General features: G+C 71.6%; 17 protein-coding genes. 6 read left to right on the top strand and 11 right to left on the bottom strand.

The window, feature by feature from the left end; translation table 11 throughout:
- Positions 1 to 31: 31 nt before the first annotated feature.
- On the bottom strand, positions 32 to 1,132 hold the full coding sequence (locus tag ACFWGZ_RS19455; protein ID WP_382452927.1) for a UDP-N-acetylmuramate dehydrogenase: 1,101 nt from the start codon (positions 1,130 to 1,132) through the stop codon (positions 32 to 34).
- Here ACFWGZ_RS19455 and ACFWGZ_RS19450 point away from each other — a divergent pair.
- The 4 genes from ACFWGZ_RS19450 to purU are packed head-to-tail and all read left to right on the top strand — an operon-like array spanning position 1,131 to position 4,027.
- Positions 1,131 to 1,619, top strand: coding sequence for a DUF2505 domain-containing protein (locus tag ACFWGZ_RS19450; protein WP_382452926.1), 489 nt, complete (start codon positions 1,131 to 1,133; stop codon positions 1,617 to 1,619). The two genes, ACFWGZ_RS19455 and ACFWGZ_RS19450, sit on opposite strands and share 2 nt — an antisense overlap.
- Entirely contained in the window at positions 1,598 to 2,404 is an 807-nt protein-coding gene (locus ACFWGZ_RS19445) for a class I SAM-dependent methyltransferase (RefSeq protein WP_382452925.1), read from the top strand. Before ACFWGZ_RS19450 ends, ACFWGZ_RS19445 begins: the two co-directional genes overlap by 22 nt.
- 9 nt (positions 2,405 to 2,413) lie before the next feature.
- Positions 2,414 to 3,139, top strand: coding sequence for a maleylpyruvate isomerase N-terminal domain-containing protein (locus tag ACFWGZ_RS19440; RefSeq protein ID WP_382452924.1), 726 nt, complete (start codon positions 2,414 to 2,416; stop codon positions 3,137 to 3,139).
- Between the two features lie 36 nt (positions 3,140 to 3,175).
- Positions 3,176 to 4,027: a formyltetrahydrofolate deformylase gene (purU, locus tag ACFWGZ_RS19435; RefSeq protein ID WP_382452923.1), complete on the top strand. Its 852-nt coding sequence runs from the start codon at positions 3,176 to 3,178 to the stop codon at positions 4,025 to 4,027.
- Between the two features lies 1 nt (position 4,028).
- Here purU and ACFWGZ_RS19430 read toward each other — a convergent pair whose 3' ends face one another.
- From ACFWGZ_RS19430 to ACFWGZ_RS19405, 6 genes are all read right to left on the bottom strand, one after another.
- On the bottom strand, positions 4,029 to 4,436 hold the full coding sequence (locus ACFWGZ_RS19430) for a YbaB/EbfC family nucleoid-associated protein (protein ID WP_382452922.1): 408 nt from the start codon (positions 4,434 to 4,436) through the stop codon (positions 4,029 to 4,031).
- Positions 4,433 to 4,870 carry a hypothetical protein gene (locus tag ACFWGZ_RS19425; RefSeq protein ID WP_382452921.1) on the bottom strand — a complete coding sequence of 146 codons (438 nt, stop codon included), beginning with the start codon at positions 4,868 to 4,870 and terminating at the stop codon, positions 4,433 to 4,435. The genes ACFWGZ_RS19430 and ACFWGZ_RS19425 overlap by 4 nt, the downstream gene beginning before the upstream one ends.
- A complete protein-coding gene (locus tag ACFWGZ_RS19420; RefSeq protein ID WP_382452920.1) occupies positions 4,857 to 6,206 on the bottom strand; it encodes a hypothetical protein in 1,350 nt (449 codons plus the stop codon). The genes ACFWGZ_RS19425 and ACFWGZ_RS19420 overlap by 14 nt, the downstream gene beginning before the upstream one ends.
- Positions 6,203 to 7,003 (bottom strand): hypothetical protein, encoded by an 801-nt coding sequence (locus ACFWGZ_RS19415; protein ID WP_382452919.1) that lies wholly within the window; start codon positions 7,001 to 7,003, stop codon positions 6,203 to 6,205. The genes ACFWGZ_RS19420 and ACFWGZ_RS19415 overlap by 4 nt, the downstream gene beginning before the upstream one ends.
- Positions 7,000 to 7,536 carry a putative T7SS-secreted protein gene (locus ACFWGZ_RS19410; RefSeq protein WP_382452918.1) on the bottom strand — a complete coding sequence of 179 codons (537 nt, stop codon included), beginning with the start codon at positions 7,534 to 7,536 and terminating at the stop codon, positions 7,000 to 7,002. Before ACFWGZ_RS19410 ends, ACFWGZ_RS19415 begins: the two co-directional genes overlap by 4 nt.
- A 110-nt stretch (positions 7,537 to 7,646) precedes the next feature.
- Positions 7,647 to 8,621 (bottom strand): aminotransferase class III-fold pyridoxal phosphate-dependent enzyme, encoded by a 975-nt coding sequence (locus ACFWGZ_RS19405; RefSeq protein WP_382452917.1) that lies wholly within the window; start codon positions 8,619 to 8,621, stop codon positions 7,647 to 7,649.
- Positions 8,622 to 8,749: 128 nt separating this feature from the next.
- Between ACFWGZ_RS19405 and ACFWGZ_RS19400 the strand changes: the two genes are divergently transcribed.
- On the top strand, positions 8,750 to 9,817 hold the full coding sequence (locus tag ACFWGZ_RS19400) for an LOG family protein (protein WP_382452916.1): 1,068 nt from the start codon (positions 8,750 to 8,752) through the stop codon (positions 9,815 to 9,817).
- Here ACFWGZ_RS19400 and ACFWGZ_RS19395 read toward each other — a convergent pair.
- Positions 9,794 to 10,354, bottom strand: a complete 561-nt coding sequence (locus ACFWGZ_RS19395) for a YbaK/EbsC family protein (protein WP_382452915.1) — start codon at positions 10,352 to 10,354, stop codon at positions 9,794 to 9,796. The two genes, ACFWGZ_RS19400 and ACFWGZ_RS19395, sit on opposite strands and share 24 nt — an antisense overlap.
- Before the next feature lie 75 nt (positions 10,355 to 10,429).
- Here ACFWGZ_RS19395 and ACFWGZ_RS19390 point away from each other — a divergent pair, with 75 nt between their 5' ends.
- Positions 10,430 to 11,188, top strand: a complete 759-nt coding sequence (locus tag ACFWGZ_RS19390; protein WP_382452914.1) for a MerR family transcriptional regulator — start codon at positions 10,430 to 10,432, stop codon at positions 11,186 to 11,188.
- Between the two features lie 30 nt (positions 11,189 to 11,218).
- Here ACFWGZ_RS19390 and ACFWGZ_RS19385 read toward each other — a convergent pair whose 3' ends face one another.
- Genes ACFWGZ_RS19385 through ACFWGZ_RS19375 form a run of 3 tightly spaced genes read right to left on the bottom strand, consistent with a single transcriptional unit; the run spans position 11,219 to position 12,726 of the window.
- Positions 11,219 to 11,770: a type 1 glutamine amidotransferase domain-containing protein gene (locus tag ACFWGZ_RS19385; protein WP_382452913.1), complete on the bottom strand. Its 552-nt coding sequence runs from the start codon at positions 11,768 to 11,770 to the stop codon at positions 11,219 to 11,221.
- 9 nt (positions 11,771 to 11,779) lie between these two features.
- The gene (locus tag ACFWGZ_RS19380) at positions 11,780 to 12,436 is read right to left on the bottom strand and encodes an alpha/beta fold hydrolase (RefSeq protein WP_382452912.1); all 657 of its coding nucleotides are present in this window, start codon (positions 12,434 to 12,436) and stop codon (positions 11,780 to 11,782) included.
- The gene (locus tag ACFWGZ_RS19375) at positions 12,433 to 12,726 is read right to left on the bottom strand and encodes a DUF2516 family protein (protein WP_382452944.1); all 294 of its coding nucleotides are present in this window, start codon (positions 12,724 to 12,726) and stop codon (positions 12,433 to 12,435) included. Before ACFWGZ_RS19375 ends, ACFWGZ_RS19380 begins: the two co-directional genes overlap by 4 nt.
- Positions 12,727 to 12,802 lie beyond the last annotated feature (76 nt).

The following is a 12,802-nucleotide window of genomic DNA, read 5'->3' as shown; positions in this document are numbered from 1 at the left end:
TCACATGGAGTCACCTGAACGGCGCTAGCGCCTAAAGCTCGACACCGACGAGAACGGGTTCCGGGTGCAGCTCCACGCCGAACGCCGCCCGCACTCCGTCGCGCACCTCGCGCGCCAGGTCGAGCAGGTCCTCGGTGGAGGCGCCGCCGCGGTTGGTCAGCGCCAGGGTGTGCTTGCCGGACAACGACACCCGGCCGCCGCGGCCCTGGTGGCCCTTGCGGAAGCCGGCGCGTTCGATGAGCCACGCGGCGGAGAGCTTCTTCTGCCCGTGGCCCGCGGGGTAGCTCGGCACGTCGACGTCGGAGCCGAGGCGCTCGGCGATGCGGATCAGCACGCCCGCGAACGTCGCGTCGTCGACGACCGGGTTGGTGAAGAACGAGCCCGCGCTCCACGTGTCGTGGTCGGCCGGGTCCAGCACCATGCCCTTGCCGCGGCGCAGCTCCAGCACGGCCTTGCGGGCCTCGTCGGCCGGAACGCGATCCCCTTGCGCCACACCGAGGACGCGCGCCAGCTCGCCGTAGCGGATCGGCGCGGACATGCCGCCCGAGGTCAGCGCGAACCGGGTGCGCAGCACGACGGCGTTGTCCGTGCCCTTGAGCACGCTGCCGCGGTAGGTGAGGCCGAGCTTCGCGGCGGGCACCTGGTGCACCTTGCCGCTGCGGCGGTCGAGGACGTCCACCGACTGCAGCACCTGGGAGATCTCGACGCCGTACGCGCCCACGTTCTGCACGGGCGTGGCGCCGTTGAGGCCGGGGATGCCCGACAGGCACTCGAGCCCGCCGAGGCCCTGCGCGACCGCCTCGGCGACGACCGCGTCCCACTCCTCGCCCGCCTCGACGGTGAACTGGACGATGCCGCCGCCCAGCGGGTCGAGCCGGAAGCCCTTGGTGGCGACGTGCACGACCGTGCCGCCGAAGCCGCCGTCGGAGATCACGAGGTTGGACCCGCCGCCGAGCACGAGGACCTTCTCGTCGGCGGCGGCGTCGGCTGTTCGCACGGCTTCGACCAGCTCGGAGGCGGTCGTGGCGTGGACGAACCGCGCGGCCGGCCCACCGAGTCGGAGCGTGGTGCGCTCGGCCAGAGGTACGGACTGCGTGGTGGTCACAGACGTCAACGGTAGCCTCCGCGACATGGCACGCCGCATCGAGCACCACACCACGTCACCCCGTTCGGCGGAGGAAGTCTTCGCCGCCCTGGTCGACGAGTCCTACCTGCGGGACCGGCTGGCCGCGATCGGCGGCACGAACGCGGAGCTCGTCTCGTTCGACAAGACCGACGAGCGGACGTCGTACCAGCTCAAGCAGGGTGTCCCCGCGGAGCACCTGCCGTCGGCGGTCAAGGCGGCGCTCGGCGGCGACCTGGTGATCCAGCGCACGGAGACGTGGGCCGCGGGCGCCGGCACGGTCGAGGTGGCCGTCAGCGGCGTGCCCGGCCGCCTCGACGGCGCGTTCACCGTCCTGCCCGAGGGCTCCGGCTCCAAGACCACCCTCACGGGGGAGGTCAAGGTCAGCATCCCGCTGCTGGGCGGCAAGCTCGAGAAGCTGATCGCCGAGCAGGTCGCCGTGCTGCTCGACAAGGAGAGCGAGTTCACCTCCGAATGGCTCGCACACCGCGGCTAGCGGCCGGCCGGGCCCGCGCGCTCGGCCTGCCGACGCGAGGCACGACCAACCCGAACCGCCTGCGCCGGGTCGACCGGTGGATGACCGGCACGCTGTCGTCGTTCCTCGCCGGCGCCGCCGACCCGCTCGTGGTGGACCTCGGGTACGGCGCCACGCCCGTCACCACCGTCGAGATGGCCGCGCGGCTGCGGACCGTCCGCCCCGACGTGCGCGTGCTCGGCCTGGAGATCGACCAGGACCGGGTGGACGCGGGCAAGGCCGTCGCCACCCCGCCGCTGCTGGACTTCCGGCGCGGCGGCTTCGAGCTGGCCGGGGCGCGGCCGGTGCTGCTGCGCGCGTTCAACGTGCTGCGCCAGTACACCGAGGAGCAGGCGTTCGAGGCGTGGGACACCATGCTGGCGCGGATGGCGCCCGGCGGCCTGGTCGTCGAGGGGACGTGCGACGAGATCGGCCGCCGGTGCACGTGGGTGACGCTGTCGGCCGAGGGGCCCCGGACGTTCACGCTGGCGGTGAAGCCGTCCGGGATCGAGGTGCCGTCCGACGTGGCCGAGCGGCTGCCCAAGGCGCTGATCCACAAGAACGTGCCGGGCGAACGCGTGCACGCGCTGCTCGCCGAACTGGACGCCTGCTGGGCGACCGCGGCCCCGTTCGCGCCGTTCGGCCCCCGTGCGCGGTGGGTGGAGTCGGTGCGGCTGCTGGTGGAGCGCGGCTGGCCGGTGCTCGACGACCGGCGGCGGTGGCGGCTCGGGGAAATCACGCTCGAATGGGCGGCCGTCGCCCCCTAGGGTGGTTTCGTGGACTTCGTCGCGGAGATCGAGAAGCAGGCTTCGGCGTTGCGTTCGGCGGCCGTGGAGGCCGGTCCGGACGCCCCCGTCCCGCCGTGTCCGGGGTGGACGGTGCTGGACCTGGTCCGGCACATCGGCGAGGTGCACACGTGGGCGGCGGAGGCCGTCGTCACCGCACCCGAGGACGGCCGACCGGCGTGGCCGGCCGCGCCGCAGGACTTCGACGACGTGCTCCCCTGGTGGGACACCGGTTTCGCGCTCCTGACCGACCGGCTGCGCGAGACGCCGGCCGACCGTCCCGCGTGGACGTTCCACGGCCCGCAGCTCGCCGGTTTCTGGTCGCGCAGGCAGGCGCACGAGACGGCGGTCCACCGCCTGGACGCCGAGATCGCGGGCGGGCAGGAGCCGCCGGCGCTGGTGTTCGACCCGGAGTTCGCCGCGGACGGCATCGACGAGTACCTCACCGTGATGGTGGCCAGGCGGATCGAGCTGGGCCGGCACGTCGCGGCCACCGGCAGGCTGCTGGTGCACGCCGCCGACGCGGGCCGCACCTGGGAACTGCGGCTCACGGCGGGCGAACCGCTGGTCGTCACCGCCCCGCAGGGCCCGGCGTTCGAGGAAGACGCCACCCTGGCCGGCACCGCGGACGCGGTCTACCGCGCCCTGTACGCCCGGCCGCACCACGCCCTGGTCTCCGGCGACGCCTCGCTGTTGGCGGCGCTGCCCAGGCCGTGAATACTTCTGCCGGTGTCATCGCCTGAACGTCGCTACGTGATCACCTTCGGCTGCCCCGACCGCACCGGCATCATCGCGAGGATCAGCTCGTTCCTCGCGGAGAACGGCGGCTGGATCGTCGAGGCCGCCTACCACACCGACCCGGAGACGGGCTGGTTCTTCACGCGCCAGGAAGTGCGCGCGGACTCGCTGCCGTTCGGCGTGGACGAGCTGCGCACCCGCTTCGCCGACGTCGCCGCCGGCCTGGGTGCGCAGTCGACGTGGACGGTGACCGACACGGGTTCCCGCAAGCGCGTGGTCATCCTCGTCTCGAAGGAAGGCCACTGCCTGTACGACCTGCTGGCCCGCGTGGCGACCGGCGAGCTCGACGTCGAGGTGTCCGCCGTGATCGGCAACCACCCCGAACTGGGCGACATCACGCGCGCGCACGGCATCCCGTTCCACCACGTGCCGTTCCCGGTGAACGACCCCGAGGGCAAGCAGGCGGCCTTCGCCCAACTGCGGCTCCTGGTGGAGAAGCACGACCCGCACGCCGTGGTCCTGGCCCGCTTCATGCAGATCCTGCCGCCGGAACTGTGCGCGGCCTGGTCCGGCCGCACGATCAACATCCACCACAGCTTCCTGCCGTCGTTCATCGGCGCCCGCCCGTACCACCAGGCGCACCGCCGCGGCGTGAAGCTGGTGGGCGCGACCTGCCACTACGTGACGGCGGACCTCGACGCGGGGCCGATCATCGAGCAGGACGTGCTGCGCGTGCACCACGGCGACTCGGTGGCGGACATGGTGCGCAAGGGGCGGGACATCGAGAAGGTGGTGCTGGCGCGCGGGCTGCGGTGGCACCTGGAGGACCGCGTGCTGGTGCACGGCAACCAGACGGTGATCTTCTGAGCTACCAGCTCTCCCTGCGGTAGACGGTCTTCTCGCTGAAATCCTCGTCGTCGCGGTGGGGTTGCTGCGGCGGCGGGGGTGGCCCCGGCACCGACACGTCCGCGTCCAGGTCGTTCGCGTGGCTGCCCACGACCTGGCGGAACTCGCCGAGCACCTTCGCCGCGGACTGCTCGCGAGCCGACCTGGTCAGGGCGAGGATCTTGGTCGCGAGCTCGGTGTCGCCCGCGATCTTCAGGTCGAGGAGCGCGCCGTTGGGGGCGACGGTGACCGTGACGGCCTCGTCCTCGGTCGTCGCGGTCGTCCCCGCGGCCTCGATGCCGCGGCGGAAGGCGGCCGCGTTGCGCTGGAGCTCCGCCGTCTTGGTTTCGAAGTCGGCGAGCCACTGGTCGGGCGTCATCGCGTTGCTCATCTCCTGGCGGGACGGGGGCCGTACTGCTTCTCCAGCCCGGCCGGGTCGTCGAGTTCGATCCGCTTCCGGCTGACGGAGTTGTCGGGACCGGTGGGGCTCTTCACCCGCGGGTTGGCATCGGAGTAGACCGAGACCGTCAGAGACACGTTCCGCGACGTTCCACGCCAGTAGTCACGTCGCGCGATCTCCTGCAGCTGTTCGACGGACTCCTGCACGGAGCCCTCCTCCACGGTGGCGATCGCGTAGATCACCTGTCCCTGGTCCAGCCCGTGGCGGTACTCGTGTTCGGCGCCGACGACTTCCGGGAGTTCCTTCCAGTCGGCGACGATCTGCTTGCCGACGGCATCGACGTCGTCGTGGTACTGGTCGGTGGCAGTGCACCCGACCAGCAGGAGAACCGTGCAGATCGCGACCGGCAACCTACGGGAGCTCATTCACGCCCTTCCTCGCCACGTGGTACTTCTGCATCCGCGACTGTTCCGGGTCGCCTCCGGTGAACGCGCTCATGCTCTCCCGGTACCGCCGCACCGACGGATCGGTGCTCTTGTCGAGAGCACCCGCCGCGTCGGTGTAGTTGCCGCCGATCGCGTGATTTCCGCTGGACGTGCCCGTGTTGTTGTCGAAGGTGGCGGTCGTGCGGTTCGGACCGTCCGGGTTGTCGCTCGCGTCGAGGTGCGGAACGACGTCGTTGCGGTTCTCGATCGAAAGCACCTGGACGTCGGCCGGAACTTCGATGCGGCCGACCGGCGAGCCGGCGGTGACCACGTGGGTCACGTTGTAGCCGTTCGCCTTCAGGTCGGTGGTCGACTGGGCCGCGACGATGCCGCCCTGGCTGTGCCCGACCAGCATCACCGGAGCTCCCGTGTCGTGCGCCCCGGCTCGGCGCAGCGCCTCCTGGATCCCCTCTTGCAGCACGGTGTTGTTGCCCGCCATGGCATCGACGTTGACGCCGAGGTCGTTGGCGCTCGCCACCTGTCCCGGCAGGGGCCAGTCCTTCGTGCCGGGCACGTCCACGACGTAGCCGGTGACGTTGCCGTCGGCGTCCTTGACGATCCGCACGTCGATGTTGCTCGGATCGTCCTCGCCGGGATCGTTTCGGGTGTTCAAGCCGTCGAGCAGGTCCTCCAGGCCACGCGGTGGATCGCTGTCGCGCGACAGCGGGCCGATGTCGGTGACCACGGCCTCGCCGTCCGGGTAGGTCGCGGCGAGCAGGTCCAGAGTGGTCGCGAGATCGACCGGGATGCCCAGTGCGCTGATCGTGCCGGGTGACATGCCGATCAGCGTGTCCACCATTCCGGGGTGGTCGACCAGCCACTTCTCCCAGTCGCCGTCGTAGTTCAGGTACACGTCGGTGGCGATCGCGCCGCCACCACCGACCACGGCACCGACCGGGTTGGCGGCAACGGCGAGGCCTGCGAACCACCGTCCGGCGTCCAGCCCCTTCGCGGCCAGCTCGTCGGCCATCTCGTAGGCGATGCGGGTGGCCTTCAACGCCTCGCCCCGCAAGCCGATGCCCGCGGACGTGGCCGTGAGCCCGTTCGGTCCGTCGAGCGCGGCCACCATCGCGGCCTCGAACCTCACGACGCCACCGGGGTTGAGCAGCGACGACGCGAGCACGTCCGGCTCGGCCAGGAACCTGTGCCCGGCGACCGCGGTCTTGAGGGTGTCACCGGCGACGTCGCCGGTGAGATCGCCCATCGCGGCGAGGTCCTCGTAGTGGGCCTCGATGCCGCCCGCGCCGCCTTCGACCCGCACGTTCGAGATGGTCATGCCAGCGCTCCCGCCACGGCGGGCGCCACCCAGGTGCCCAGCTCCTCACGTCGCGCCGGTTCGACCCGGACCATGCGGCGGTCCGTCCCGTCGGGCTCCGGGTCGAGGCCGCTCCAGCCGCCCGCGGTGTGCACCCAGTTGACCTGGGCCGTCCCGCCTGCCCAGACGACGAGGCAGCGCAGGGCGCCGTCGGTCCGGTCCGCGACTCCACGAGCCAGCGCCGCCTCGTCACCGGACAGCCCGAGCTGTGCCAGGACCGCGGCCGGTGCCTCCGGGTCGGCGGCGCGGAAGAGCCGGGCCGCTCCCATCTCCTGCAAGGCGGCGAGCGGCAACCGGCCGCTGAGCGGCTCCCCGGCGCCACCCCCGCCGAGCCGTGACTCTAGGCTCGCACCGGCGGGGTCCTCCGCGGGCACGGCGCGGACCAACTCCCTGCCGAGGTCCACCGACGCGAACATGGACAGCTCGACCCCGCCGTCACCCAGTGCGAAGAGCGAAGCGCCCAACGGCCCGCTGACCGCGTGGACGCTGTGCGAGCTCTTGGCGCCGACCGAGGCGATGGTGTCCAGCAGCACGGTCGGCGTGGCGAGGATCCGCAGGTTGCGCTCGACCGACGGGTGGACCTCGGCCTCGTCACCGACGCCGGTCACCACCCGTTTCCTCGTGAGGTCCGCCTCCGCCCGGCCGACCTGGACGCCGGCGGCTGGCAGCCAGTCCGGCGACAGCACGGCGCCGGTCTTCCCCACCAGGTAGGCGAACTCGTGCTCGGACAACACGAGGCGGTGTGGAGCCGGGGTCATGCCGGCACGCCCCGGCCGCGCAAGTACTCGCCGACCTCGAGCCACGTCTTGTCCCCGTGCGGCGGCAGGTTGTCGGGCCCCCACTTCCACCCGGTCCACGGCGGCCGAGGCGGCTGGGGCGCCTGACCACCCCCGAACCCCAGAGCGTCGGAGACGCCGTTCGCGATGTCCCTGACGGCGTTCTCGAACGCGTCGACCGCGCGGTTGAAGGTGTCGACCGCGCTCGTGAACCAGCCGGTGACCGCTTCGGCCACCCGCTTGATCGCGGCGATCAACTCGCGCACCTCCTGGGCGTGCCGCCGCAGCGCCGCGGCGGCTCCGTCCAGGCCCTCCGCCGCCTGGAACAACCTGCGCCTGTCGCCCTCGACCGTCTCGCGGCACCGTTCCGCCGCGATCGACTGCCACCGCATGGTCCGCGCGCGGTCGTTCATCTCGGTGCCGCGCGTGCGCACCGACTCGGCGCGCTTCTCGATCTCGCCCGCGATGCGGTCCAACTCGTCCGGATTTCCGTACACCCCGTAGCCCCCGTTCACTCACAGTGAGAGAACCACGACCAGCTGGGTCTTCGCCGACCGAAACGCGAAAGATGAGCGGAACTACTCATGTGGGGACGCACCGTCCGTCGTGCGTCCCCACATGAGCGTCAGATCTTGTTCGCCGCCCTCCCCACGGCCTCCACCATCCACCCGGCGTCCGCCGCCGACATCACCGCGGGCGGCGTGAAGCTCACCGTCCGCCCCCGGAAGTCGGCGAGCACCCGCAGCCGCAGCAGCTCGCCGGTGAACACGTCCGCCGCCCGCTGGTCCGGCAGCTCCACGCCGAGCAGCAGGCCGCGGCCCGTCGCGTGGGCCTTGCCGGCGACCACGGCGCGCAGGCCGTACAGCAGTTCGTCGCCCAGCAGCTTCGCGCGTTCGACCAGGCCTTCGGAGGCGATGACGCGCAGGCAGGCGTTCACGGCGGCGGAGGCGAGGGGGGACACGGCGTCGTGGCCGCGCCACAGCGGTACCTCGACGGCGGCGGAGGCGGCCACGGCGGCGATCGGCAGCACGCCGCCGGACAGGCCCTCGCCCACCAGCAGGATGTCCGGGGTCACCTCGTCGAGGTCGACGCCCCACCAGACGCCCAGGCGGCCCAGGCCCGAACGGGTCTCGTCGACGACCAGCAGGGCGCCGTGCTCGCGGCACACCTCGGCCACGGCCTTCAGGTAGCCCTCGGGCGGCAGGCAGACGCCTCGGACCGGTTCGACCATCACGCACGCCGGTGGGCCGGACGCGAGGTTGGCGCGCAACGAGTCGATGCCGCCGTACGGGACGTCGCCGGTGGTCAGGACGCGAGGGCGGCCGTTCGCCTGTGCGAGGGCCACGGCGAACTGGGCGGCCTCGGAGGCCGACGCGAAGGTGTGGATGTGGTCGAGGCCGTGGGGCGTGACCAGGTCGAGCATCAGGCGGTCGAGCAGGGACGGCCTGCGCACCTGACCCACCACGGCCCGCACGACCTCGGGGTGGGCGTGGCCCAGCAGCGGGACTCCGTACCCGCCGCAGTCGAGGTACTCGACCCGGTGGGGATCTACCACCCGGGCGCCACGAGCGGCGCAGCCGGTCAGCTGTTCGGTGGTCATTGCGGGGAACCTTTCCTGGGCAGCGCGGCTCAGGGGGCCGCTCGTCGGGTGGCGAGCGGACCTCGGGTTCCCACTGGGGATTCGGATCCCGGGCACGGTTGGTTCGACCGAGGCATAGTCTTTTTCCCGTGCGGATCGAAATCACCGGCCTCGACCAGCTGCGGGCACAGCCTGACCTGCGCAAAGCCGTCATCATCGGACTGGACCTCACCCGCGAGGACGTGCGGGTGCCGCTCGACGGCGCGCTGTTCCTCGGCTGCACGCTCGGCGAGAGCATGCAGCGGCGGGCGGAGGCGGCGGGAGCGTTGATCTTCCCGGTGATCCCGGACCTGCCCTACGACGTGTACCGGTCGTCGCTCTACACGCCGGCGGAGCTCTTCGCGGGCTTCGACCCGGCGGACCCCGCGTCGTACGCGAGCACCCCGGACGCGGTGATCTACCGGCACAGCAGGCAGCAGGGCCACCACCCCGACCCGCTGCACGCGCTGGCCGAGCGCCTGCACGACCACTCGATCACCGAGGCCCTCGACGAGGTGCTGACCGGCTCGCCGGTCGCGGTCATGGGCGGCCACGCGCTGGCCCGCGGCTCGGACGGCTACCGCAACGCCGTCGAACTGGGCGCCGCGCTGGGCAGGTCGGGCTTCACGGTCCTGACCGGCGGCGGACCGGGCGCGATGGAGGCGGTGCCCCTCGGCGTGCGGCTGGGCTCGCCCGACGCCGAGGTGCTGCGCGACATCGCCCGCGCGCCCTCGTTCGGCAGCGACGACGAGTCGATCGGCCGCTGGCTGGCGGCGTTCCCGGAGCTGCCGCGCTTCGACACCGCGCGCACGATCGGCATCCCGACCTGGTTCTACGGCCACGAGCCGCCCAACCCGGCCTGCGAGCTGCACGCGAAGTACTTCGCGAACTCGGTGCGCGAGGAGGGCCTGCTGACCGTGGCGACCGGCGGCATCGTCTACACGCCGGGCAAGGCGGGCACGGTCCAGGAGGTCTTCCAGGACTTCACGCAGAACTACTACGGCAGCGTCGGCCCGGCCGCGCCCATGGTGTTCCTGGGCAGGGCGTTCTGGACCGACGAGGTCCCGGCCGCGCCGCTCGTGCAGAAGCTCGCGGCGGGCCGGGAGGCCGAGCAGTGGATCCTCGTCACCGACGACGTGGACGAGGCCATCGAGCTACTGGTCAAGTACGCGGCCTAGATCGGGCAGGACCTCGGCGTTCGGCAGCTTCATCAGCACGTCGCCGGGGATCAGGATCTTGCTGCCCCGGATGCCGCTGCCCACGATCAGCTCGGGGGCGGCGGCCACCTCGGGTGAGACGAGGATCGGCCAGTCCGCGGGCACGCCGATGGGCGTGATGCCGCCGTACTCCATGCCGGTCAACGCCACGGCCTCGTCCATCGGCGCGAACGACGCCTTGCGCGCGTCGAGGCGCTTGCGGATCACGCCGTTCACGTCCGCACGCATGGTCGCGAGCACCATGCAGGCCGCATAACGCACCACGTCACCACGCTTGCCCGCGACGACGACGCAGTTGGCAGAAGCGGCGAGCGGCGAGCCGTAGTGCGCGCAGAACTCGGCGGTGTCCGCCAACGACGCGTCGATCTCGGCGACGGCGACGCGATCGGCGCCTTCGAGCGTCTTCACCGCGGCCTCGACGGGCGCGGGCACCAGGTCGAGGCGGGAAAGCACTGGCTGGGGGTCCAACGACCCTGCGATGGTCCACACGGGACCCATGGTCTCAAACTCCCGTTGACTTTGACGCTGCGTCAACCCCTACCGTCGTTTCCAGAGCGCGAGGGGAGAGCCGAGATGGCCTGGTCGATCGCCCAGGTGGCCCGGATGTCGAAGGTGACGTCCAGGACGCTGCGGCACTACGACTCGATCGGGCTGCTGTCGCCGGCCTGGGTCGGGGACAACGGCTACCGCTACTACGAGAAGGAGCAGGTCCACCGCCTGCAGCAGATCCTGCTGCTGCGCGACCTGGGCCTGGGCCTCGACGTGGTGGCGCGGATGCTGAACGGCACGGACCAGCTCACGGTCCTGCGCGACCACCACCGGTGGCTGCAGGACGAGCGGCAGCGGCTGGACCGGCTCGCCCGCACCGTCGCGCGCACCATCGCGGAACTGGAAGGAGGGGACGAGGTGAAGATGGAAGAGCTGTTCGACGGCTTCGACGCGAAGAAGCAGGAACGCCACGAGGCGGAACTCGTCGAACGCTACGGGGAGGGCGCCCGGGAGCACATCGCCGAGAGCCGGCAGAAGATGAAGGGCTGGCAGAGGGCCGACGCGGACCGGTTCATGGCCGAGTGGCGCGACATCGCCGAGAAGCTCGGCGGCCTCTACACGGCGGGGTCGGCGGTCGACGCTCCCGAGACGCAGGAGCAGATCGACCGCCACTACCGCTGGATCTGCCTGAGCTGGACGCCCAACCGGGAGTCCTACTCGGGGCTGGGCGACCTCTACGTCGACTCGGACGAGTTCCGGGCCAACTTCGACGTCGAGGGTGGCGGCAACATGGCCGAGTGGACCCGTGACGCCATGAAGCACTACGCCAGGACGCGCCTGTAGGAGACGGTGGCCGGGAGCTGCAGATCCCGGCTACTCGGAGAGACCGAACGCCTTCAGGGCCTCGCGGTTGAACGCCGGCAGGTCGTCGGGGTTGCGGGAGGTCACGAGCGTCCACCCGTTCATGTCGCAGACCCGGACCTCCTGGTCGGCCCAGTCGCCGCCCGCGTTGCGGACGTCGGTCTGCAGGCTCGGGAACGACGTCAGCATCTTGCCGCGCACCACGTCCGCCTCGACCAGCAGCCACGGTCCGTGGCAGATCGACGCGATCGGCTTGCCCGCCGCCACCAGGGCCTTCACCAGCGCCACGGCGTCGGAGTCCATCCTGAGGAAGTCGGCATTGGCCACGCCACCGGGGATGACAGCGCCGTCGTAGTCGTCGGCGGACGCGTCGGCGAAGGTGCCGTCCACGGGGAACGAGTCCGCGGGCGTGAGGTGGTGGAAGCCCTTCACCTCGCCGAGCTTCGGAGCGAGCAGGCGGGGAACGCCGCCGGCCTTCTCGACGTGCTGCCACGGGTCGGTGAGCTCGACCTGCTCGATGCCCTCCATGTCCACCAGGAACGCGATCTTCTTCTGTTCAGCCATGCACTCCGGCTACCCACCGAAGAACGACGTCAACCTGTGGCGGACCTCCGTGCGGTGGGTGATCATCGGCGCGGGCGAGTCGACCAGCCACAGCTCACCGGCGGGGAACGCCGCGGCGGTCTCCTCCGCCACGTCCTCGGGGTGCAGCGGGTCGCCGACAGCCCCGATTACCAGCACCGGAACCGTCACGGCGCTCAGCACTGACGCGTCCGCGACGGCGACCTGGCCCGGCAACTGGGAGGCCGCGGCCTCCAGGCGGGACAACGCGGCACGGCGTTCGGTGACGTAGGCGGGAGGCCCGACCGTCAGGTCGGAGAGCTGCTGCAACGTGAACGACGGGCGCGGCTGGTCCAGCACCGCGGGCAGCAGCAGCGCCACGCGGGCGAACCGGTCGGGCTCGCGGGACAGCACCCTGACCAACGCCCCGGCTCCCAGCGAGACACCGACGGCCTGGTCGGCGGGAACGGACGTCAGGTCCGCCGCGATCCGGCCGTAGTCCCAGTAGCCCTCGGGTGCGTCCGGGGCGTCCCCGTGCGACGGCAGCGTGACGACGACACGGGTGCCGGGCAGCCCGGAGGCGGGGATGCGCGCCTCGCCGGGCGTGGCGCCGAGCCCGTGGGCGACCAGGGTCACCGGCGAGCCGGAGCCGAAGGACCTCGTGATCACCAGCGGGGGCCGCGCTGGACCTCGATCAGCTTGGGGCGCACGTCCACCATGTAGACGAGCACGGCGACCAGGCCGGCCAGCCAGAAGATCGACCCGATGCCACCGGGTGAGAACAACAGCATCGCGGCCGTCCCACCACCGGTGATGCCCAGCCAGGCGGGCTTGGTCATGCGCTCGATCGCGGTGTAGGCGTCCACCTTCTGGGTCAGCGCGTGGAAGAACGCGAACAACCCCAGGATGGTGAACCCGAGGTCGAGCACGAAGTACACGAAGCCGTCGAGGTACCAGATGCTGAAGGGCGGGAGTACGAACACGCACCCAGACTACGTGCCGGTACGACGAGAGGGGAGCGGTCCGTTCGGACCC

Source organism: Lentzea sp. NPDC060358 (assembly GCF_042725365.1).
Lineage (GTDB): Bacteria > Actinomycetota > Actinomycetes > Mycobacteriales > Pseudonocardiaceae > Lentzea.
Note: the sequence above shows the minus strand (reverse complement) of the source record. Positions and strands in the feature narration are given on the sequence as shown.